Annotated in this window: 20 protein-coding genes; 12 read left to right on the top strand and 8 right to left on the bottom strand. The window is 37.2% G+C overall.

The genetic code is table 11. From position 1 onward, the window contains the following. Nucleotides 1-136 precede the first annotated feature (136 nt). The 4 genes from OSO01_RS01775 to floT all read left to right on the top strand — a co-directional run bounded on the left by OSO01_RS01775 (nt 137) and on the right by floT (nt 4,277). Complete coding sequence (locus OSO01_RS01775; RefSeq protein WP_147208011.1) at nt 137-1,498, top strand: sigma-54 interaction domain-containing protein; 1,362 nt, start codon at nt 137-139, stop codon at nt 1,496-1,498. Nucleotides 1,499-1,664: 166 nt separating this feature from the next. Further along, nucleotides 1,665-1,844: an aspartyl-phosphate phosphatase Spo0E family protein gene (locus OSO01_RS01780; RefSeq protein WP_147208013.1), complete on the top strand. Its 180-nt coding sequence runs from the start codon at nt 1,665-1,667 to the stop codon at nt 1,842-1,844. Between the two features lie 207 nt (nt 1,845-2,051). Next, nucleotides 2,052-2,579, top strand: a complete 528-nt coding sequence (locus OSO01_RS01785) for an NfeD family membrane protein (protein ID WP_147208015.1) — start codon at nt 2,052-2,054, stop codon at nt 2,577-2,579. 144 nt (nt 2,580-2,723) lie between these two features. Further along, on the top strand, nt 2,724-4,277 hold the full coding sequence (floT, locus tag OSO01_RS01790; protein ID WP_147208017.1) for a flotillin lipid rafts scaffold protein FloT: 1,554 nt from the start codon (nt 2,724-2,726) through the stop codon (nt 4,275-4,277). Between the two features lie 95 nt (nt 4,278-4,372). On the opposite strand, the gene OSO01_RS01795 is transcribed toward floT, so the two are convergent. Beyond that, on the bottom strand, nt 4,373-4,786 hold the full coding sequence (locus OSO01_RS01795; RefSeq protein WP_147208019.1) for an HIT family protein: 414 nt from the start codon (nt 4,784-4,786) through the stop codon (nt 4,373-4,375). Between the two features lie 57 nt (nt 4,787-4,843). Further along, nucleotides 4,844-5,413 (bottom strand): helix-turn-helix domain-containing protein, encoded by a 570-nt coding sequence (locus tag OSO01_RS01800; protein WP_147208021.1) that lies wholly within the window; start codon nt 5,411-5,413, stop codon nt 4,844-4,846. A gap of 249 nt (nt 5,414-5,662) precedes the next feature. On the opposite strand from OSO01_RS01800, the gene OSO01_RS01805 reads away from it, so the two are divergent. Genes OSO01_RS01805 through OSO01_RS01815 form a run of 3 tightly spaced genes read left to right on the top strand, consistent with a single transcriptional unit; the run spans nt 5,663 to nt 8,746 of the window. After that, entirely contained in the window at nt 5,663-6,214 is a 552-nt protein-coding gene (locus OSO01_RS01805) for an RNA polymerase sigma factor (protein WP_147208023.1), read from the top strand. Continuing rightward, entirely contained in the window at nt 6,211-6,522 is a 312-nt protein-coding gene (locus OSO01_RS01810) for a hypothetical protein (protein ID WP_147208024.1), read from the top strand. Before OSO01_RS01805 ends, OSO01_RS01810 begins: the two co-directional genes overlap by 4 nt. Further along, entirely contained in the window at nt 6,512-8,746 is a 2,235-nt protein-coding gene (locus OSO01_RS01815; RefSeq protein ID WP_186813514.1) for a carboxypeptidase-like regulatory domain-containing protein, read from the top strand. Before OSO01_RS01810 ends, OSO01_RS01815 begins: the two co-directional genes overlap by 11 nt. A 61-nt stretch (nt 8,747-8,807) precedes the next feature. Here the strand turns inward: OSO01_RS01815 and OSO01_RS01820 are convergent, their stop codons facing one another. Then, nucleotides 8,808-9,710: a hydroxymethylglutaryl-CoA lyase gene (locus tag OSO01_RS01820; RefSeq protein WP_147208028.1), complete on the bottom strand. Its 903-nt coding sequence runs from the start codon at nt 9,708-9,710 to the stop codon at nt 8,808-8,810. A 454-nt stretch (nt 9,711-10,164) separates the two neighbouring features. Here OSO01_RS01820 and OSO01_RS01825 point away from each other — a divergent pair, with 454 nt between their 5' ends. From OSO01_RS01825 to OSO01_RS23605, 3 genes are all read left to right on the top strand, one after another. Then, complete coding sequence (locus OSO01_RS01825; protein ID WP_147208030.1) at nt 10,165-11,760, top strand: amidohydrolase; 1,596 nt, start codon at nt 10,165-10,167, stop codon at nt 11,758-11,760. A 379-nt stretch (nt 11,761-12,139) separates the two neighbouring features. After that, complete coding sequence (locus OSO01_RS23600) at nt 12,140-12,892, top strand: DUF5068 domain-containing protein (RefSeq protein ID WP_246145002.1); 753 nt, start codon at nt 12,140-12,142, stop codon at nt 12,890-12,892. Continuing rightward, nucleotides 12,874-13,338: a DUF5068 domain-containing protein gene (locus OSO01_RS23605; RefSeq protein WP_503826203.1), complete on the top strand. Its 465-nt coding sequence runs from the start codon at nt 12,874-12,876 to the stop codon at nt 13,336-13,338. Before OSO01_RS23600 ends, OSO01_RS23605 begins: the two co-directional genes overlap by 19 nt. Before the next feature lie 47 nt (nt 13,339-13,385). Here OSO01_RS23605 and OSO01_RS01835 read toward each other — a convergent pair whose 3' ends face one another. Continuing rightward, complete coding sequence (locus tag OSO01_RS01835) at nt 13,386-14,186, bottom strand: SDR family NAD(P)-dependent oxidoreductase (protein WP_147208032.1); 801 nt, start codon at nt 14,184-14,186, stop codon at nt 13,386-13,388. 248 nt (nt 14,187-14,434) lie between these two features. Here OSO01_RS01835 and guaC point away from each other — a divergent pair, with 248 nt between their 5' ends. Continuing rightward, nucleotides 14,435-15,418: a GMP reductase gene (gene guaC, locus OSO01_RS01840; protein ID WP_147208034.1), complete on the top strand. Its 984-nt coding sequence runs from the start codon at nt 14,435-14,437 to the stop codon at nt 15,416-15,418. A gap of 73 nt (nt 15,419-15,491) precedes the next feature. On the opposite strand, the gene OSO01_RS01845 is transcribed toward guaC, so the two are convergent. Together OSO01_RS01845 and ddlA are read right to left on the bottom strand one after the other, a co-directional pair. Continuing rightward, nucleotides 15,492-17,207, bottom strand: coding sequence for an ABC1 kinase family protein (locus tag OSO01_RS01845; RefSeq protein ID WP_186813515.1), 1,716 nt, complete (start codon nt 17,205-17,207; stop codon nt 15,492-15,494). 614 nt (nt 17,208-17,821) lie between these two features. Beyond that, the gene (ddlA, locus tag OSO01_RS01850) at nt 17,822-18,913 is read right to left on the bottom strand and encodes a D-alanine--D-alanine ligase (RefSeq protein WP_147208036.1); all 1,092 of its coding nucleotides are present in this window, start codon (nt 18,911-18,913) and stop codon (nt 17,822-17,824) included. Nucleotides 18,914-19,074: 161 nt separating this feature from the next. Between ddlA and OSO01_RS01855 the strand changes: the two genes are divergently transcribed. Then, the gene (locus tag OSO01_RS01855) at nt 19,075-20,517 is read left to right on the top strand and encodes a flavin monoamine oxidase family protein (protein ID WP_147208037.1); all 1,443 of its coding nucleotides are present in this window, start codon (nt 19,075-19,077) and stop codon (nt 20,515-20,517) included. 90 nt (nt 20,518-20,607) lie between these two features. Here OSO01_RS01855 and rodA read toward each other — a convergent pair whose 3' ends face one another. Beyond that, nucleotides 20,608-21,774, bottom strand: a complete 1,167-nt coding sequence (gene rodA / locus OSO01_RS01860; protein WP_147208039.1) for a rod shape-determining protein RodA — start codon at nt 21,772-21,774, stop codon at nt 20,608-20,610. A gap of 16 nt (nt 21,775-21,790) precedes the next feature. Beyond that, nucleotides 21,791-21,919 carry a DUF1232 domain-containing protein gene (locus OSO01_RS23180; protein WP_156985443.1) on the bottom strand — a complete coding sequence of 43 codons (129 nt, stop codon included), beginning with the start codon at nt 21,917-21,919 and terminating at the stop codon, nt 21,791-21,793. Nucleotides 21,920-22,682 lie beyond the last annotated feature (763 nt).

Raw genomic sequence — 22,682 nt, forward strand, 5'->3', positions numbered from 1 at the left:
GCTTCATGATAACGGTTTCATTTTTTAAAAAATTTATATTGCTTTCATCTATGTTTTATATTTACAATAGTGTAAAGTATATTTACACATACTGCATAGACGGTTTACATATTACTTTACACTTTGAGGTGAGCATATGAATGAAGTTTTTTTCTTTGAAGAATTATTACAATCTGAAGATGATGCTATTACTATTGTCGACACAGAGAAAAAAGTAATCTATTGGAATAATGCTGCAGAACAAACCTATCAAATTACCAAAGAACAAATTATCGACCAGTCTATTACTGATTTTTTTTCACATGATGACCTGATGGTAATGAAAGTTTTAAGAACCATGAAACCAGTAAAAAATGCCTATCATCGACCAAGAAAAGATAAACATGTTGTCGTAAATACTTCTCCTGTCTTCAATCAGGAAAATACATTAATTGGTGTTATTTCTATTGAACGCGATGTAACACATATTGTGAAGCTGAACGATAATTTAGAAAGCACATCCCAGGAACTGCAGGAGCTGAAGCAGAAAATGAGTCCTTCCTCCTCCGGTTCTCCCTTTGCAAAATTAGTAGGAGAAAGTCAAGCACTTCATCAAATGATCCGACTTGCCAGCAAAACAGCTGATACAGATGCAACCACATTAATCCTTGGAGAAAGCGGTACAGGAAAAGAAGTATGTGCGAGAGCTATTCATGATGCCAGTAACAGAAAAAATGCTCCTTTTATTCCGGTCAACTGTGGCGCAATTCCTCAAGCATTGTTTGAGAGTGAATTATTTGGGTACGAGAGCGGCTCCTTTACAGGTGCAGAAAAAGGTGGAAAGGCCGGAAAAATTGAAATGGCTGATGGCGGGACTATTTTTTTAGATGAAGTTGGAGAGTTACCCTTAGACATGCAGGTAAAGCTTTTACGAGTTCTGCAGGAAAATCGTATTTATCGTATTGGTGATTCCCGCGGAAAACAAATTGATGTTCGTTTTATAGCCGCAACAAATCAGGATTTAGAAAAATTAATGCAGGAAAATAAATTCAGATCGGATTTATTTTATCGATTGAATGTGATTCAATTAACCATGCCCCCTTTGCGTGATAGAAAAAAAGATATCGAGTTACTTGCGGAAACTTTTTTAAAGCAGTTTGCTCTTAAATACCAAGCTTCTGTCCCTAAGCTTCCTGCAGAAACAATGGAAGTATTGCGCCAATATCAATGGCCGGGGAATATAAGAGAAATTAGAAATTTGATGGAGCGGATCATTATCCTGCATGAAGGAACAACCTTAACAAGCCAAGATGTGTTAGGTTTCCTTCCTGTTTCGTTTTCAACCCCTCCTTTAGCCCGTACAGAGTCTCTGCCTCTGGAAAAAGAGAATATGGAGAAAACATCCATTGAGCAGGCTCTGGAAATATGTAATGGGAATAAGTCCAAAGCAGCTAAACAGCTGGGCATCTCTCGTGTTACTTTGTACCAAAAGATTAAAAAATACAATCTGTCAGACTAACCTTATTAAATTTGTCGAAAGAAATAAACTAATTACTAGTTTTGTCGAAAGCATTCCATTTTATTTCACTATTTGCGATAATTCTTTTGGTACTTTGATAACAGAACTTTTATTCACGTTATTGATCGCAGCCAAATATTACTAAGAAAGGTGCAGAGTATGAGCTATGAATTCTGAAGAAAAACTTGATAAGTACAAAAGGGAAGCCATTGTACTTTCCATTGTTAAAAAGAGGAGTGAAATGCTGCAACAGGCCCAGAAGAATGGTCTGGCAGCCCAAGAAACCGTTAACTGCAGCCAAGAATTAGATGAGCTGATGAATAGATTAGTTCTTTTAAATAATTAACATAAATGGTGAAAGAGGCCCTTTTTTTAAAAAGGCCTCTGTTTTATTATAATAATATACATAAGATGAAACTTCCTTCACAGGAAATTTTTCACGTTTATCTATGATAAAATAGAACCTGTCTCCCGATAAGAAACAAAAATTTGAAACCAAACGAAGATTTAAAACGTACATATAACTAAGATAAAGAGCAAGGGAGGTTACATAATGACGTTATTTGGTTATGCTATACAGGATTTATACCTATGGATGCTTATTATAGCAGCAATTTTAACCGTAGTTGTCCTGTTGTTTGGAGATTTATTGGATGGTATTTTTGAATCAGTTCCTTTCTTACATCCTGTAATTGTTCTTTCTTTTTCCATTTTTTTATCCGCCATCGGATATGTTCTTGAATGGTTTATGAACTGGGAAAGTCTTGTTATTCTCATTATTTCTTCTATATTAAGTATTATCTTTGTAACCCTCCTGCACATATTTGTGCTTGTTCCAATCCGGTCCGCTGAGCAATCCTGGGGCTATTCTGAGGAAGCCTTAATGGGAAGTGTGGGAACAGTGATTGTATCTATTCCAATAGATGGTTACGGGGAAGTAATGGTGCAATGGAAAAGCGGGGTTATTTCTAAACCGGCTGTAAGTTATGACAATGAAGCACTCCCTCAGGGAGAACGTGTTTTAATTATCGAAATAAAAGATGGTGTTTTCTATGTCAGCCCTTATGAATCGTTGGATTAGCTAATATATATTAGCTTTTCACATATAATGAAACTTCATTCCTTATTCATTGGAAGGAATGCTAGTGGATGAAATCAGCTTGTTCTCATCAATTAGAAAACAGGTGATAGCAGGCTGAAAAATAAAACATAGAGGAGGAAAAAAATGTCAGAACTTTGGATTGTCATTATTGTAGCAGCAGCGCTTCTGTTAGCTTTACTTGGACTATTTGTAACAAAGTATCGTACAGCAGGACCTGATGAAGCGCTCATTGTTACAGGAAGTTATCTTGGAGGAAAGAATGTTCACGTTGATGAAGCCGGAAATAAAATTAAAATTATTCGCGGTGGCGGAACATTTGTCGTTCCTGTTTTTCAACAGGCCGAACCTCTAAGTCTATTATCCAGTAAATTAGAGGTAACTACTCCAGAAGTTTACACAGAGCAAGGTGTTCCTGTTTTAGCAGATGGTACAGCAATTATAAAAATAGGTGGATCTATCAGTGAAATTGCTACAGCAGCAGAACAATTCCTTGGAAAATCCAAGCAAGACCGGGAAATGGAAGCGAAAGAAGTGTTGGAAGGACATCTTCGTTCTATCCTCGGCTCCATGACTGTTGAGGAAATTTATAAAAACCGCGATAAGTTCTCTCAGGAAGTACAGCGTGTTGCCTCTCACGACCTGGCAAAAATGGGATTAGTTATTGTATCTTTCACCATTAAAGATGTAAGAGATACAAATGGATACTTAGAATCTCTTGGTAAGCCTCGTATTGCGCAAGTAAAGCGTGATGCAGATATTGCGACAGCTGAAGCAGAAAAAGAAACACGTATTAAACGTGCGGAAGCTGCAAAAGATGCTAAACGTGCAGAATTACAGCGAGCAACTGAAATTGCCGAGTCAGAAAAAGAAAATCAATTAAAAACTTCCGAATACCGCCGTGAGCAGGATACTGCAAAAGCACGTGCTGACCAAGCTTATGATTTTGAAACAGCCCGTTCTAAACAGGAAGTTACAGAACAGGAAATGCAAATCAAAATTATCGAGCGTCAAAAGCAAATTGAATTGGAAGAAAAAGAAATTCTGCGTCGTGAAAAACAATATGACTCAGAGGTTAAGAAAAAAGCAGATGCAGACAGATATGCAGTTGAGCAATCAGCCATTGCAGAAAAAGCCAGAGAAATGGCTACTGCAGATGCAAACCAATACCGTATTGAAACAGCTGCCCGGGCGGAAGCTGAGAAAATCCGTGTGGATGGTCTTGCAAAAGCCGATGCAGAACGTGCACAAGGGGAATCTGAAGCAGAAGTTATCCGCTTGAAAGGTCTGGCGGAGGCTGAAGCAAAAGAAAAAGTTGCGCAAGCCTTTGAAAAATACGGTGAAGCAGCAATCCTTGATATGGTTATCAAAATGCTTCCTGATTATGCTAAACAAGTTGCCAGCCCTCTATCTAATATTGATAAGATTACTGTTGTCGATACTGGAAGTAACGGTCCAAATGGCGGAGCAAACAAAGTCTCCAGCTATGCAACCAATCTAATTAGTACATTGCAGGAAAACCTGAAGGAAACTTCCGGAATTGATATTAAAGAGTTACTGGCAGGTGCATCAAAAGGAAGAAGCAATCCTGAAACCCATCAAACACCTGTTGCAACAGCAACTTCTGAAGCAGCTGCAGCGAAAACAGATAAAGAAAATACAGATGATATATCCAAATAGAAACTATTTCTAAAAAATCTATTCTGTAAAGCTATAAAACAAAAAATGACTTCCTCTTAAACATAGGAGAAAGTCATTTTTTGTTTTATAGTTGATTAATCGTTTCCAGCACGGCTGTTTGATTCATGTTTAAATAAATACCTTATCCCCTTCCCTTTCATTTGTTCGTCTTCATACCGCGGCAATATATGTAAATGTGCATGCATAATATGCTGTCCGGCTGTTGCACCACTATTCCAGCCAATGTTATAACCAGAAGGTGTATGTTTTTCATCAATTAAACATTTAGCCCTCTGTAAAAGGTCTTTTACTGCCAGCCATTCTTCATCTGTTAAGTCAAATGGATAAACCCGATGTGCCCTAGTTACAATCACACCCGCTCCTTCAAGTGCAGTACCTGGCTGCCTTGCTTCGTCCAACTGTAAAAACATTGCTTGTTTATTTTCCAATATAATCTGCTGATTCTTCTCTAGATGCGGATAACAAAAAGGACATTCAGATGGATTCATTTTTTAGCCCCCCACATCAAATGTCTATGTGAAATAAATTTATTTCATTATTCCCCCTCAAACCCGGTCAATAAAACATGTCAGCACCTTTGCTTCCTGGTCATCCACAGGGAGAAATAAATGCGGCTTAGATCCTGCAAAATAAGCACTGTCCCCTGTTTGAAGCAGCTGTTTTTTTCCATCGTATAATAATTCAATTTCCCCTTCTAATATATAAATAAATTCATCCTGTGAATGTGTATACGTTTTTTCATCACGCAGATTCTGAGATTTAGGTGTAACATGTACAATAGTCGGTTCAATCCCGCTATATTGCGAGCGATTGGCCAGTATTTCATAAGAATAACCCATGCTTTCGTCCCCTACTTTTTGTGGCCGGTTCCTTTTCTTCTGAATAACAATATCCTGTTCCTCTTTATCATCCAATACCCATGACAGCTGTATATGTAGACTATCACAAATCCGTGATAAGGTAGCTATTGCTGAAGCTGTCTGGCCATTCTCTATTTTCGAGAGGAGGCTCTTAGAAATTTTGGAAGCATCTGCAATTTCCTGTTGTGTTTTATTCTCCCGACGTCTTGCATACTTAATTTTTTCGCCGATTTTATGTAATTCGATACTGCTCATTCCTTCCTGCTAAACTGAATTCATATTCTCTATAGTATATTTAATCATAAGCCAGACAAACCAATGTAGTCAATCTACACTCTGGCGCTATTTTAAAATAATAGTCTTTGAGAAAATTATTTTAGTTTTTCTTTTTTATAGTATAATTACTCAGCGTCATGTATATAGAAAAGAAATTTAAAAATTTTCGGTTTTATGCAACCTGTTCATAGAAAAACGCATCTATATAGTGAAAGGAGTGATAATTTATTGGAACTCGCAGAACGTATCAGGCAACAGAATGAAGAAGCTTACATAGAAACCATGCAGCTGTATGGCGAGTATTTAACCCGCACCGCTTTTCTTCTTTTAAAGGATTATCAGCTCTCTCAAGAGATTGTCCAGGATACTTTTCTAAATGCTTTTCAAAAAATACATCAGCTGGAAAATCCGGATCGGCTAAAAGCCTGGTTAACAACCATTTTATTAAATCATTGCCGCAGCATCATGCGTAAAGCAGCATTAAAAAATGTATTTCCTTCAAGTAATGATAAACTTGAGAACTCTATTGATAGCAATCCTACACCAGAGGACAATATTTTAGGTACAGAAAGAAATTTAGTGCTGGCTCATGCGATTCAACAACTTCCTTATAAATACCGTGAAGTCATTATTCTATATTATTATAACGACTTAGCAATTGCAGAAATCTCTCATCTTACCAAAATAAAGGAGAGCACGATTAAATCCAGACTGAAGCGGGGGCGCAATTCTTTAAAAGGTGTATTAACATCAACCGGAAATGGAGGTGGAATTGGATGACTGAGAAAAAACAAATAAAGAAAAAACTGGAATCAGAGCTGCATTCCATACATTTTACAAAGCAGGAGAATGTTTTACAGAAGTTGAAAGAACAAGAACAAAGGTCAAAATGGCACCGCTTTTGGAATAAGGAAATTTCAATTCCTGTTATACCTGTCAGCACTATATTTATTACGGGGGTAGCTGTTTTCACCTTCATTGGATTGAACGGAAAAGCCCCGGTGGATGATGAGCTTTTATTCATTGAGTTTGGTGGAAGTACTTATTTACAGCAGCAATTTGAGAGGGAGATTGAAAATGAGAATTAAATTAAAAATAAAGCATCTCACCTGGATGCTCGCTGTTTTCCTTATTATTTTGCCGGCATGTATGATTTTTCTTCTTCCACAGGCAGAGTTATGGATAGCAAAGCAAAAAATCGAAAATGGTGAACCTGACGCCAATGTAAAATTACTCGAGGTGTTAGATAAAAAAATAACAAAACAACAAAGATATGATGCTGTTCAAACATATATGGTTGATCCTGCGGATAGCAGTTTATACGATATAAACATTTCTCCCTCAGGATCCGGATATACCTCAACGGACGGAATGTATTCGAAATTTTCATGGGATGAAAAACTTCCCTATCTGCAGGACTATATAGAGAACGGACCTTTACATTCAGAATATCCTTATGCTGTAAAAAATCTTGCTTTTTATTATCAACAACATGGCGAGCCTGGAATATCTGAAGAAATCTATGCACAAGGGTTAAAACGATTAGAGCAAAACGGCGATCCTTTTTTATTACAGGAGCTTCAGCTTTTTTCATTAGAAGCAAGTGTACAGCTTCATGATTCTCTAGGAGCTGAAAACCTGCTGAAGGAATTAAAGGAATATGCAGACCCTTCGAATATGGACTTACAAATACAAATAGCAAAAGCAGAAGTGGAAATGCAAATTCAACAGGGTCAAATAGAGCTGGCAGCAAGTGTGGTCGGACAAATATTAACGGACATTGAAAAAAGCGACGGAGATATTACGCTTACAGATTCTGTTTTATACGAGAAACTGCAGGCACTGAATAATCGTCTCGAATACGCTTTATTAACAGATGAACCTTTAAAAAAAGTAACGGGCAGAGTCTCCTATGTAGATGGAACACCGATACCCGGTGCAGGTGTATTTTTACGTGATACAGCATTTGCTAATTACTCCATCTTTTCGAACGAAGAAAATCATACAGAGACAAATGAAAATGGTGAATTCACATTTGACCAAGTCTTACCTGGAAACTATGAAGTTACTGCCGGCCTCAGTATGGAAATGGTAGATGGTTATATGATTCCATTCGAAGCTGGTGAGATCCTTTCCATAGATGGAAGCAAAGATGAGGTATATGATATCACCTTAGAACCAGTTATTAATCTGGTCCAGCCGGTAAACGAAACAGTGATTCAAGAAGACCATTTCGATTTGGAATGGGAGCCCGTGAAAGATGCAAGTTATTATTTGCTGGAATTTACTATAGAAAAAGAGGGAGCCAGCTATAGCGTAAAACTAGATAATAGAATAACAAGTCATAAAACCACCATTGAACTGGAGGATTTATACGCTCTTTCAACTAATTTTATTTTAAATGAACAGGATACCAAGGAAAACTTTTTTGAGCCTGCTTCCCTGCTCGGTTTTTCTAACCCGGAAGGAACCTATTCTTGGGGAGTTTCTGCTTACGACAGCCAAGGCCAGCTGATTAGCTCCAGTGGGGGTTATCGGTTAAGTGAGGAAAATATAAATAACATTCCAATGATTCGTTTGCAGAACAGAAAACTGACAAATGCAGATGAACTGCTTCTTGATGGAAAGCTGAAGGAAGCTTTACAGGAATATAAAGCAAATGTGAAAAAAGATGATTCCGATTTGCACAGCTTACACATGATTACAGCAATGATTGGGCTGGAAAGTGATGGAACCTGGGAAAACCGTACAGAACTTGCTCTTCCTTACTATATTATGCTTGCTGAGCAGACTGAAAATGCAGCATATGTCTGGGAGATTCTAGATTATTATCTGTACCAGCGCGATTGGGATAATTATAATCACTGGTTCCAGCAGTACACCAATTGGACTAATAATGGATTGGATGGCTATGCAGCGTCCTCCCATGCATCAGCGCTCTTATTTCAAGGGAAAATAGAACAGGCACGTACCTTCTTTCAAAATGCTGCTGCGGACAGTGACTGGAATGATGCGAATCTGGAAAATTGGTTTGTGCTGGAACTGCTCGACAGGAAAAGTATGGAAGAAGTAGCTGACTTGGCTATGCAATACCCCAGTCAATATGCAGCATCCTTTTATACAGATTGGAGCATTATTTTGCATAATATGAACGAGGAATCAAAGAATGTGGATAACTATCAAGAAGAATTGCAGCATGTTTTATCATTATATATTGCGGGGGATGTCCCTGCATTAAACACATGGATAGAATCAACTGATTTGGAAGCATTAAAGGTGTTTATACAGCAATTAAAAGAAATGAATTTCTAAAATATAATAAAAGTCTTGTCAATACTTACTTGACAAGACTTTTATAGTGTCTTTCGCTATGTTAAGCATTTTTTAAATAAGCTACAGATCTGCTTGGTAACGTTTTTCCCAGCTTATTTTGAATATAAATACTTGCTTCCTGAATGCGTTTCTCATTAATCCCCGTTTCAACTCCAAGGCCATTCAATAAATATAAAACATCATTTGTGGCAACATTACCCGCAGCTCCCGGCGCATAAGGACAGCCCCCTAAACCTCCGACAGTACTGTCAAACCGGGTAATTCCCATATGAAGCGCAGTCATAATATTGGCTATTGCCATCCCTCTTGTATCATGGAAATGCAAAATCAGCTTATCCTTTGGAAAATAAGGAAAAAGTCCTTCAAGCAGATTCTCCACCTGTGTCGGTACAGCAGTTCCAATTGTATCTCCAAGTGAAAGATAATCTACCCCGCTATCAATCAATTGACTGCATACTCTTAGTACATCATCTACGGCAATTCTCCCTTCGTATGGACAATCAAAGACCGTAGAAACATAGCCTGTTACAATTTTGCCTGCATTTTTAGCTTCTTTAATGACCTCTGTCAGTACCGGGTATGTCTCAGAAATACTTTTATTAATATTTTTCCTGTTATGCGTCTCGCTTGCCGACATAAATACGGATGCTCCATCGATACCTGCCTCTAAAGCGTACTCTAACCCTTTCATATTTGGTACTAAAGCAGAGTATGTTACCCCACTTTTACGAATAATCCGCTTCCCTACATCCCTTGCATCCTTTAATGCGGGAATCATTTTGGGATGAACAAAGGAAGAATACTCAATTTCCGAAACACCTGTTTTTGAAAGCATATTAATCCAGGCAACCTTATCATCTGTAGAAATCCACTGCTTTTCATTCTGCAGCCCGTCTCTTGGCCCTACTTCCTTCAAATAGACATTACTTGGTAAGCCGCGCATCAAAATCCCTCCCATTGTATCCGTTTTCATTTTAATTTATGAAAATAGAAATCAAATGTTATTTGCACAAGTACAACTAAAACTGAGGAATGCCCTATTTTCTAATGAAACTAAGAAAGCATAGATGCTGCACAAATTAACAAGAAAATAGTTAAATTAAAATTACAACAACTGCTCTTATTGAGTTTATTTACAATTCAATTTAGTTTCATTATATTCAACTTTGTTGAATACAGTATATAATAAAATTTCTGAAAGTGTCAATCTCCCTGCTGTCAAAATGAAACAATTTTGGTAAGATAAATAACAGTACAGTTTATCTTATTACTCTTTTGCAAAGGATTGGAAATAATCCTGTAAACTTGATTGATGGCTGCATTTCTATATGCTTTTTCATTTAGAAAAGGTGTTAAATAAAGATTACGATATGATAATTTAGACAAGGAGAATCTCGATGATAACGATATATATTAATGGTGTTATATATACATTTCAATCATCTCAGCCAATTGTTGAAGCTGTTGCTGTCAAAGATGGGCGCTTTATTGATATGGGGTCAAGTACTCAAATACTTGCTTTTTGGAGTACAAAAACCAATACAATTATTGATCTTGAGGGAAAAACAGTTACTCCGGGATTAACTGATACCCACCTCCACCTCTCTATGCAGGCAATGAAATTTATTGATTTAGATGTGACCGGGGTCACCCAGAAAAAAGAATTCTTAAATAAAATTAAACAGCATGCTGGCACCCTGGAAAAAGGCGAGTGGCTGCTTGGTGCCGGCTGGGACGAAAATTTATTTACAGATGGCGGTCTGCCGACAAAACAGGAGCTTGATGCTGTGGCCCCGCATCACCCGCTTTTTCTTACAAGAATATGTGAACATGCTGCAGTGGTTAATTCCAAAGCCCTTGAGCAGATTAATTATTCCAGCAATCTCTCTGTCCCAGAGAGCGGTGAAATTGTGACGGATGCAGATGGGGAACCTAACGGATTAATTCTGGAATCGGCCGCCACATTATTTAAAGCAAAAATTCCTGATAAATCTTATGACACGTGGAAAAAAGCACTTCGAAAAACCATTTCGACTGTTATTCAATATGGTGTTACAAGTGTTCACTCCAATGATCCGGCTTATTTAGGAGGTTTGCAGCAAACCTATCGCCTCTACCAGGAATTATTAAATCAGGAAGGTATGGGGCTGCGGACAAATCTTTTAATTGATTATGATTACCTGGAGGATCTTCATAAAGAAGGTATGTATGCCGGCTATGGGAATAATACACTGCAAATTGGGGCAATTAAAATATTTGCAGATGGTGCGTTTGGCAGAAGAACTGCATTATTAAAAGAGGCTTATTCTGATCACCCTGGACAATTTGGTGAGGCCATGCTTTCCCAGGACACCCTTTATAATATTGTAAAACGTGCAAGAGAGCTAGCGATGCCTGTTGCCGTTCATACGATTGGTGATCAGGCATTAGAAAATGTGCTTGACATCCTGGATCAATTTCCAGCTGCTGCATATAGAGATCGGCTGATACATGCGCAGGTTATCAATCCTGATTTAGTAAAGCGTCTTGCCACTCCTGACCGTATCGTTGATATTCAGCCCCGCTTCCTTGCCAGTGATTATCCTTGGGTAAGGGATCGCCTCGGGAAAGACCGAATGCCTTATGCCTATGCCTGGAAAACCTTGCTGGACAATGGTGTTATTTGCGGAGGTGGATCAGATGCACCTGTTGAACCAATTAATCCTTTACTTGGAATTCATGCCGCTATTACAAGAAAAGCTCCAGGGGAAGCTCATAACGGCTGGTATCCTGAGCAAAAGCTAAGTATGCAGGAGGCTTTTTATTTATTTACTAAATATGCAGCCTGCACAACCAATGAAGAAAAAATAAAGGGAACAATCTCCCGTGGCAAGCTTGCAGATATGACAGTCTATTCTGCCGACCCATTTCAATTAAAGGATGCTGATGAGTTACTAGATACCAATATTGAAATGACAATTATTAACGGGGATATGATGTATAGAAAAGAATAGACAGGGTAAAGTCAATTGGTTTTTAAAGGGATGACTCAGCTCCAATAAAATATTTCAAGCACTGCGGGAGGTTTCTGACCGATCTTCCCCTTTCGCAGCAGCTTATTTTTAATGCTCATCTATAAACGAAACTTTATTCAGCGCTTCTTTTCGATATAGAGCTCTTTCCGATTTTCTCATTGTAAAACTGGAATTTCTTCCTGGTGTATAAAGTCAGTTACTCCATTTTTTATGTCTCTCCTTCAAAATGCATCTTTTATTTCCAAATAATCGAATAAATATCGAATAAATTAGGAAATTTTCTTCAAAAAAGAAAATTATTTATAAATTATTACTTTTTTCCATACCAAATTATGTTACTATTATACATATTACAAAAATGGAGATATTAGATGTCAAAAAGAACGCTTACGTTCTTCTGGCAGCTATATTCGCAATCGTTTTAACTGCTTGCGGAACTGAAACTGATGAAGAAGAAAAGCCACAAACAGGCTCTTCTAACGCAGAATTTGATGTACTAATTACTGCAATGGAAGAAGAAACAGAAGGTACTGCTACACTTCTTTTTGAAAACAATGAATCTCAGTCTCATGAGAGGGAAGGGTTATCATTAACGCTGGACGCTTACCCATTGGTAGAATTAGAGGATTTCTATACTAATTTCAGTATTCCTTTCGGGGATCAGACAGATGGCGGCGTTATCCTGGTACAATATACTGTTAAGAATGATTCAGATCAGGATTTACATTATATGCCTACCCTAAACATAGATTATGTTGGAGCAACAAAACATCACAATAATTATCGGGACCTTATTCCTTTAGAGGAACAATTACCAACTATATTAGCACCTGATAACGAATACTTAGTTGAAGCAGAAGACAAAGTGACCGGCTATTATGCTTACCCTTTTGGACAAGATGAACTGGAAGAAATATTAGCAGAGGGCAATGTTATTGTAGATGCCCCTGCCCCAACTACAGAGTATAATGAATATTCTTCTACAATTGGTTCTGGTACCGAGTTCACTTTGCCTTTAGATGCTGATAATGTTGAAAAAGTGCTGAAACTGAAAGTCAAGGCTTTTATCAAGACAGAATCAGTGCTGAAAATATGGGCGATAAAGAAATGATAGAGCAGGAAGACGATATTGGAGAAAGTGAAAAACTGGCAGATGTGGCAATTACATTAGACGGTTATCAAGTTGTTGATTTTACTCCGAATGCTGATGAAGCGCCCCGCTATACAGATCCTGATAACGTAGCAATAGCTACAATCAGATTTGAGATTGACAACCAAAGTGACGAGGAAATTGGTCTGGGAGATATATCTTCAAAACTCACCGTAAACGATGGATCACAATATCTTTTCAACGAGGGTATGCTGCTCTCTTACGACAATAGTGATACTGTTGCACCTGGTGAAGAAGGCGAGCTGCTGCAAACCTTCTTATTAGACAAAGAAATGTATGAAAAAATTTGGAAGGATAAAAGTATGGAGATTGTAGCTGGACCAATGAGAAATACAGACGCGAAAGATATTTCCAAAGGTAACAAAGCCGCCTTCCTGCTTAAATAAAGGGAAAAAGACTAACGGAAAATATAATCTGTTAGTCTTTTTCAATATTATCTCATTACCGCTCCACCTGATATTTTCACAGATTCTCCTACAATATTCTGTGCTGCATCAGTCAGCAGAAAAGCTATTGTGCTGCCAACCTCATCGGCAGTCGTAATTCTTTTTGAGGGTAAAGATTCTTCCGCTGATTTTCTTACTTGTACGTAAGATTGATTTGTATTTTTTGCTTTATTCTCAAATAACCCTTCCACCATTTCTGTATCAACAAAGCCGGGACAAACAGCATTCACACGGATGTTAAATGCAATCGCCTCCAGCGCCATGGACTGTGTCCAGCCAATCATCGCAAATTTAGATGAAGCATAGGCTGTGTTTCCAAATGTACCGCGCAAACCGGACAAAGAAGCTATATTAACAATATTCCCCTGCTTTTTCTCCTGCATTTCCTTGTATATTTCTTTTGTTAAACTGAAAGCCGATAAATAGTTAATATCGAGCATTGCTTTAATATCTTCTTCTTCGAGCTGATCTACCGTCTTATTCCCTGCAACTCCGGCAGCATTCACTAAATCAGAGATAAATCCTAACGCCGCCTGCGCATCACGGATTAATTGCTCTCTATCTGACTTATTTGTTATATCTGCTCTTTGAACAAATATATCTGAGGCATCCATGATGGTTTCAAGCTTTTGCCTGAGCTCTGCAAGCTTTTCTGTATTCCGTCCGGTAATGGTAACTTTGGCACCCATGCACGCAACGATTTCCGCAGTTTCCATCCCTATTCCGCCAGTTGCTCCTGTAATTAATACATGCCTTCCCTTCAAAGCATCCTTTGCAAATATAGACATTTTTTCCTCCCTCTTTCATCCAATTCTTTGATTTTGGTTCCTTATTATATCATGTCTGCCCTTATTTATTAAAAACGTTGTTTTATTACAAAAAATCGTTCGTAAAACTCCTGTTTCTTATTTTCTAATTATTTTGTCGATACTCAAGCATAAAACGTTGACAAAATATCCTTATTGGGTTAAATTACTAAAGGCGAATGTTTTTAATATATAATACAAATTTTATTCGTGTTTAGGAGTGTTTTTTCATGGAAAATGTTTTTGATTATGAAGATATCCAGTTAGTTCCCGCAAAATGTGTTGTAAATAGCCGTTCAGAATGTGATACATCCATTGAGTTTGGTGGAAGGTCCTTTAAGTTACCGGTTGTCCCTGCAAATATGCAGACTATTATAGATGAAAAAATTGCAACCTATTTAGCTGAAAATAATTATTTCTATATTATGCACCGCTTTGAACCGGAAAAGCGTGTTGATTTTATTAAAACGATGCAAGAGCAGGATTTATACGCTTCTATCAGTGTCGGTGTAAAAGATGAAGAGTATGCATTTGTTGAAGAGCTTGCTAATGACAATCTTATACCTGAATATATTACAATTGATATTGCACACGGGCATTCTGATTCTGTTATCCGGATGATCAAGCATATTAAGAAGTATTTACCAGACAGCTTTTTAATTGCCGGAAATGTCGGAACACCAGAAGCAGTCCGTGAGCTAGAGCATGCTGGAGCAGATGCTACGAAGGTTGGTATCGGACCTGGTAAAGTGTGTATTACTAAAATCAAAACCGGTTTTGGAACTGGCGGCTGGCAATTAGCAGCATTGCGCTGGTGTGCAAAAGCAGCAACCAAGCCAATTATTGCAGACGGCGGCATCCGTACGCATGGAGATATTGCAAAATCTGTACGTTTTGGAGCTTCTATGGTAATGATTGGTTCTTTATTTGCAGGCCATGAAGAATCTCCAGGAGAGACAATTGAAAAAGACGGTAAAAAATTAAAAGAATACTTTGGATCTGCTTCTGAATTCCAAAAAGGTGAAAAGAAAAACGTAGAAGGCAAGAAAATGTATGTAGAGCATAAAGGCGCACTTCAGGATACTTTGACAGAAATGGAGCAGGATCTTCAATCTTCTATTTCTTATGCCGGCGGCAAGAAATTAGATTCTATCCGTACAGTAGATTATGTAGTGGTGAAAAACTCCATCTTTAATGGCGATAAAGTATTTTAATAAAATTAGTTGAAAACAAAAAAGCTTATGTCTGAAGGAGATTCCTCCTGCTTGACATAAGCTTTTCTCTTCCCTAAAACCTTCCCGATCTGAAAATCGAAAAAATTAACCATATAAACAGCAGTACTGCAACAACAAAACCGATTTCAATAACTGGCAGGCTCCAGAAGTAAGACACTTCTCCGGCAATTGCCGAGCCAATAATTAAACCAACCATTATAATACTAAAAGATAACAATACAATACTGAAGGATAGCCGGTTACTGACTCTGTCAAGCTTCTTAAGAATCATATCCACTCTGGCAACTGATATTTCTAAAGGAAACTTCCCGGAACGCAGCAGCTTATAAATCGCATTAATATGCTCCGGTAAATCCAGAATAATATCTTTATAATCATCAACCTGCTCATAAACTTCCTCAGCTATTTTTTTCGGACGATATTTTTCTTTTATTAATCTTTTACCAAAAGGCTGCGCAATTTTAACAATACTGATATCTGGATCTAATCTTTCTACTGTACCCTCAAGCGTTAAGAGCGTTTTTCCGACTAAAGAAAGGTCAGCAGGAATCCGGATTCGATGTTTAGAAGCAACACGGAACAAATCATTGACTGCTTCTCCCAAGCTTACCTGACTAAATGGGATATCATAATATTTATCACGCAGCTCTTCCATATCAGCACGCATCATATCGTCATCTACATCGTCAGGAACAACACCCATTTTATAAATAGCCTTCACAATTGCATGCGTATTTTGACGTGCCAGCGCAATAATCATATCTGTCAAATGATCCTTCATCATCGGTGTCAGCCGTCCGACCATTCCAAAATCCATAAATAATAATTGATGACCCGGAAGAACCATTACATTTCCCGGGTGCGGATCGGCATGAAAAAAACCGTCCATCAGAATCTGTTCAAATAAGTTTTGAATTAATTTTTCCGCAATAATTTTGGGCTGATACCCTTCCCTGAGAAGCTGTTCATTCTCATCCAATTTTATACCTTTGACAAATTCCATCGTCAAAACCCGTTCTGTCGTATACTCCCAATAAACATCGGGGACTTTGACACCTTCTTTATCATTTTTAAAATTCATTGCAATTTTATGTGCATTTCTTCCTTCCAGCGTATAATCTAATTCAGCCAGGATAGATGCCTTAAACTCTTCAATGATTTCTGTAATTTTATATTGCTTTGCCCACTCTAAACGTGTTTCTGCAAGTGCTGCAAAATTCATTAAAATTTCTAAATCTGTATGAATCTTCTTTTCAATATTTGGGCGCTGCACTTTTACAGCTACTTCTTCCCCGGTCTGCAGAGCCGCATGATGGACTTGTCCTATAGATGCAGCCGCTAAGGGGGTTTTATCAAAATCCTTAAATATTTCCTGAATAGGCTCCCCTAATTCCCGTTCTACAATTTCTTGTATATCAGTATAAGGAATTTTTCCAACCTGGTCCTGCAGCTTTTCCAATTCTTTTATAATATCCGGTGGAATCAAATCATTTCTCGTACTTGCGATTTGCCCCAGCTTGACAAAAGTTGGTCCTAACTCCTCCAGGAAAAATCTGATTCGCTCCCCTGTTGTTTTATTATGTATTTCTTTTTTTCCTTTGAGCACTCTCTCAGGTAAAGAAACAACTTTTTGAAGCCCTAATTCTTTTACAATATAACCAAAACCGTTTCGGGAAAAAGCTACCAGTATTTCACGATAGCGTTGTATATGGCGAATACGTTTATTGAAAATGGTACGTCCCCTCCCTCCGTATTTGCTTATATTCATAGTATACCCATTCTTATCCATCTGCTAACAGGAAATCCAAGCATTAATTAGAAAGAAGAACTGTTCCTTTATTTATCACAGCTCCTCTTTTTTTCATTTACTTTGGAGAACCATCTGTCACATTTGTTCCAAATAATGTTCCTGTTATTGACATATTACTTTTTTAAACTGGTCATCAATGCTTTCACGTATAACCCGATCAGCATACAAGTAGATGGGAATATAGCAGCTAAATATATTAATCGCTCATTTATAAAACCCAAATAAATATACGGCAGGGAATAAAACATCAGCGCCTGAGGCAGTACCACAGGAAGCAGTATATAAAGTATCAGATTAATAATGAAAACCAATGAAACAGATTGGATATTTTTTAATAGCGCCCCTTGATTTTTCAAAAACAATCCAAATAAAGCATATATAATTATAATACTAAAAAATATTCCTTTTACCTGATTTGTAAAGAGTACCAACAACATTGCAGACACGGTCAAGAAAAAATGAAACATCACTGAAGGAAGATTACTTTGTAAGTAGACTTTAGCATTATTTTTTTCTGTTTTGCCGCTAGACATTCAACCATCCTTTTATAACTTTTAATCTTGAAGACATAATTAAATAGAGCTCTTTAATTGCTGATCTCTCTGGTGGCGTTCGATTGCCAGTTCAATTAATCTCTCAATCAGTTCCCGGTAGGAAATGCCGCTTTCTTCCCAGAGTTTAGGGTACATACTTATTTTCGTGAAACCTGGTAACGTATTAATTTCATTAATAATAATAGTATTATCTTCTTTTAAAAATACATCTACTCTGGCCAGCCCTTCACAATTTAAAGCTTCAAAAGCTTGAATAGCAGTAGCTTGAATTTTTTCTGCTACGTCTTTTTCTAATGAAGCCGGAATTTCCAGATTTGCCCCGGACTCATCAATATATTTCGCTTCATATGAATAAAACTCGACAGTCGGGAGTATTTCTCCAGGTACAGAAGCAATTGGATGATCGTTACCTAAAACCGAGCATTCAATCTCTCTCCCTTCGATAGCTTCCTCAACTAAAACTTTATGATCATACATAAAAGCATCCTGGATAGCATGGTTAAATTCTTCTTCTGTTTCAACTTTGTGCACACCTACAGAGGAGCCCTGGTTTGCCGGCTTGATAAATAATGGTGTCCCTAATTTCGCCACAATATCCTGATAGACTATTTGGTCCTGCTTCGCTTTACGGAAGCTGTAACCGGAGGCCACATTTAAACCTGCATCCTGAAGCAGACGTTTGGCAATATCTTTATCCATACTGATAGCTGAGCCGAGTACTCCGGAACCGACAAATGGAATATTTGCCATTCTCAGCATTCCCTGCAGGCTTCCATCCTCTCCGAGTGTTCCATGTACAATAGGAAAGATAACGTCTAATTGATCCATGCTTATATCAGAGCCAGTCTGGATAATTTGGTTCTCCTCTGCTCCAGGAACAATAGCTATTCCCTTCCCTGTTTTATTTAATGCGATTAAGCTTGGATCCTCTTCGTTTATTAAATAGCGGGACCGGTCATTTACATGCCAGTTTCCCTGTTTATCAATCCCCAGCAAATATACTTCATACTTATCTAGATTGATAGCATCCACAATATTTTGGGCTGATTGCAAAGAAACTTCGTGCTCTGATGATTTCCCTCCAAATACAATACCAACTTTTTTCTTCATTTAAATCCTCTCCTTGTTGACTCTAATAACATAATTATTATATTTATCACATAATATGTTCTTACATCATCATTTGTTTGACCTGTATCGCTATTTTATCATAGAGTTCATTTCGACGGGGAATTTAATGTGCTAAATTAATAAGAAGAGGTGCATCCTTCATGGATAGAAATAAAGAGATGCTTAAATACCCATCTAATTACTTAGAAATTATCTCAGATGGTTTAAAAGTTACCGGTAAGTCAAAAAGAATTATCATTATTGGAGCTGGACTGGCAGGGCTGATTGCAGGAAGCCTGTTAAAAGCAGCAGGACATGATATCATCATCCTGGAAGCAAATGAACGGATTGGCGGCAGAATTCTAACCATCAGAAAAACCTTCAGTGATGAAAATTATCTTAATGCCGGTGCCATGCGCATTCCAGATTATCATTATTTGGTACACGCTTATTTACATAAATTCTCGCTGCATACACACCCCTTTATAAATGAAACTCCAGAAGATATTATTTTCATCAACCATGTTCGGACAACACGTCAAATATATGAGAAAAATCCAGATATATTACAGATTCCTCTTCCACCATCAGAAAAAGGTAAAACCGCTTCTGCTTTATTCGAAGAAGCAATTCATCCATTCCTTACACAATATCAGCAAGCAGATAGCGCCGGAAAAAAAGAATTAGAGGAAGCCTATAAAAATTATTCTATTGAGGAATTTTTGCTTCATAATCCCATCGGTCCTTCGCTTTCTAAAAATGCTGTTTTTCTAATCAGCATTATGTTAGGCATTGAAGGTTTTTCACAAGGCAGTTTTGTAGATATATTAACGGATATTTTTGAGCCTTTAACACAAAAGGATGTATCTTTTTCGGCAATAACTAATGGAAATGATTTATTACCATTATCTATCTATCACCAGGTAAAGGAAGATACCTATTTACATCATAAGGTGGTTGCTATCGATCAGTCGCCTGCATCCTATGTTGAAATTCATACGAATCAAAAATCCAGTTTCCGCGGAGATTTCGTTATTTCCGCAATTCCTTTTCCCCTGCTCCAATTTATAGATATCTACCCCAAGCACTCTATCCCATTTCAAAAATGGCAGTTGATTCGCAGATTAAATCATATTCCTTCTTTAAAAATTGGTATTGAATTTCACTTCCGTTTTTGGGAAGAATATTCTTTCGGAAATGCCATCACTGATTTACCTATATCCTTTGCTTATATTCCCAGCCAAAAAGATATAAACGTGATGACTGTCAGCTATACCTGGGGGGAAAGAGCTCTTCTCTGGACAAGTGCTCCTCCAAAATCCATATATGAATATGTCATGAAGGATTTAGCTAAAATATACGGCACTATTGTTTACCAGGCATTTAAAAAGCTCGTTTATTTTAATTGGAGTTTAAATCCCTACTCTGCAGGCTGTTTCAGTTTACTTACCCCGACCCTCGGTGCAGCAAAAGCAGAAGCTGACATGGAAAAAGCCGAGGGAAAAATATATTTCGCCGGTGATCATGTTTCTGGCTTCAATGGCTGGATGGAAGGAGCTATTGAAGCAGGAATTCGCACTGCATTTGAAATCAATAATAAATAAAAACCTTCATAGCGATTATGAAGGTTTTAGTTCTACTGTTTTTTTATAATTTTAAATTCTATCCTTCATTCTTTCGCAATTATCCTCTGCCTAATCACTAATAGCTTTTTTACGGAATAAATCATCCCTGGAAGAACGGATTTGTACACTAATTACTAATCCAACCATCATCAGGTTTGTTATTAAAGAGCTGCCCCCATAACTTATAAATGGTAAAGTAATACCGGTAATTGGCATTAACCCTATCGTCATCGCAATATTTTGGAAAACTTGAAAAGCAAGAATTCCAATGACACCAACACAAAGGTATACTCCAAATAAGTTATTGGTCTCATAAGCAACCTTTGTAATCCGATAGAGAAGCAGGAAATACAGCAGAATCAGAATACTTGCGCCAATAAAACCATATTCCTCTCCAATTACTGTAAAAATAAAGTCTGTATGTGCTTCTGGAACTTTTCCATTTTGAATTTGCAACCCCTGGTTAAACCCTGCACCGCTTAATTGACCTGAACCAATCCCCATGATTGCCTGCTGAAGCTGGTATCCATAGTCAGATGCATACTCTGACGGATTTAACCAGCCATAAATCCTTTCCATTTGATGTGATTGAAACAAACGGGAGAAAGCATCGAAATAATAAGCATATATAAAAATTAAACCTGCTACTGAAGCAGCCATTGAAAAAAGTATCGGTAAAATAACTTTTATCGAAATACTGGAAACAATAATCATTGTAAACGCAATGGCAAATATAGTCAGGGCTGAACCTAAGTCCGGCTGAAGAAAAATAAAAACAAATGGAATAAGGGTTATTGCCATTATTTTCGCTGTTAATTGGATACTCATTTTTAAAGACAGCTTTCGATTACCATGACGTTCCAGAAGGACTGCCAAATAAATGATAAGAAATATTTTGATAAACTCAGATGGCTGCACTTCAAAAAAGCCCAGATTTAACCAGCGCTGTGAGCCATTCCGAAAGACACCAAAAAAATGAACACAAATCAAAAGAAAAGTGCCAATGGCATATAACCTAAATGCCTGGTGCTTCAAAAGCTCATAATCAAAGAAAATAACTGCCAGCATGATCAGAATACCAAAAACATACCAAACAGCCTGACGGATCACAAAATAAAAAGGCTGTGATTGCGCATATTGTCCTGAACCACTATATATGGCAATTAAACTAATTAAAAATAATAAAAATAAAATTATTATAATACTGTAATCTAAATTATATTTCTTTTGCTGCATATCAAAAACCTCATTACTAGTATTTATTAGAAAGTAAATTCCTTACCACCTGAACTGCTATAGCATCATCTAAATATTCAACTGGAAAAAGATAGTCTGGGACAACATCTGCAGTACTGATAAAATAAATTAGTACTGCTCCCATTAAAATCAATTCCTTAAGTGTCCCCTTTTTATGACAAAATCGATGAAAAAAGGATGTAAGCTGCTGTATGTATGCTCCTTGATTCCCCGCGTTTTCCTTCTTTTTTTGGAAATTTTCAATTATAAGGCGCTGTCTTTTTTCTGTTTCAGCATCCTGCTCATATTCATATAATTTCTCATCTATTTTTTCATAGAAAAAGAATCGTATTGATCACCTGAATGCTTTAAAAAGTATTTAATCATTGCAGTATAATCCTGTGCATCATTTGTACTTTTCTCCTTTGTTTTACCGGAAGCCCATTTTTCTGAAGCAATTCTTCAAAAGGTATATCCAAAGTTGAGATTTCCATTAAATGCTGATTTGTCAGCTTGCGTTTGTGGTTAATAATGCGTGATACAATAGATATATTAATATTTGTTTTTTACTTAATGCCCGCATTGAAATTTGTTTTTCCTCTAATTTCTCTTTGATGAAATCTCCAATTCTATGATTCATTAACTATCCAGACCTTTCTATCATTCAAATGTTTTCTTCTGTTACTCTCTAATATACGAGCAGCGTTGACAAAATGTCAAACTTTCCAGTGATTTTATTAATAGCATGGAATATCTCGAAAAATAAAAAGATCGTCTTCATATACAGATGTATATAAAAGACGGTATTCTAGTGTGACTTCTTTTTTTATTTTGAATGGCGTAAGCCCGAAGTAAAAGCGTACAACATAAAATTCCTTTTAAATATTAAAAACCGCATGTAAAGGTAT

Source organism: Oceanobacillus sojae (assembly GCF_007991515.1).
GTDB lineage: Bacteria > Bacillota > Bacilli > Bacillales > Amphibacillaceae > Oceanobacillus > Oceanobacillus sojae.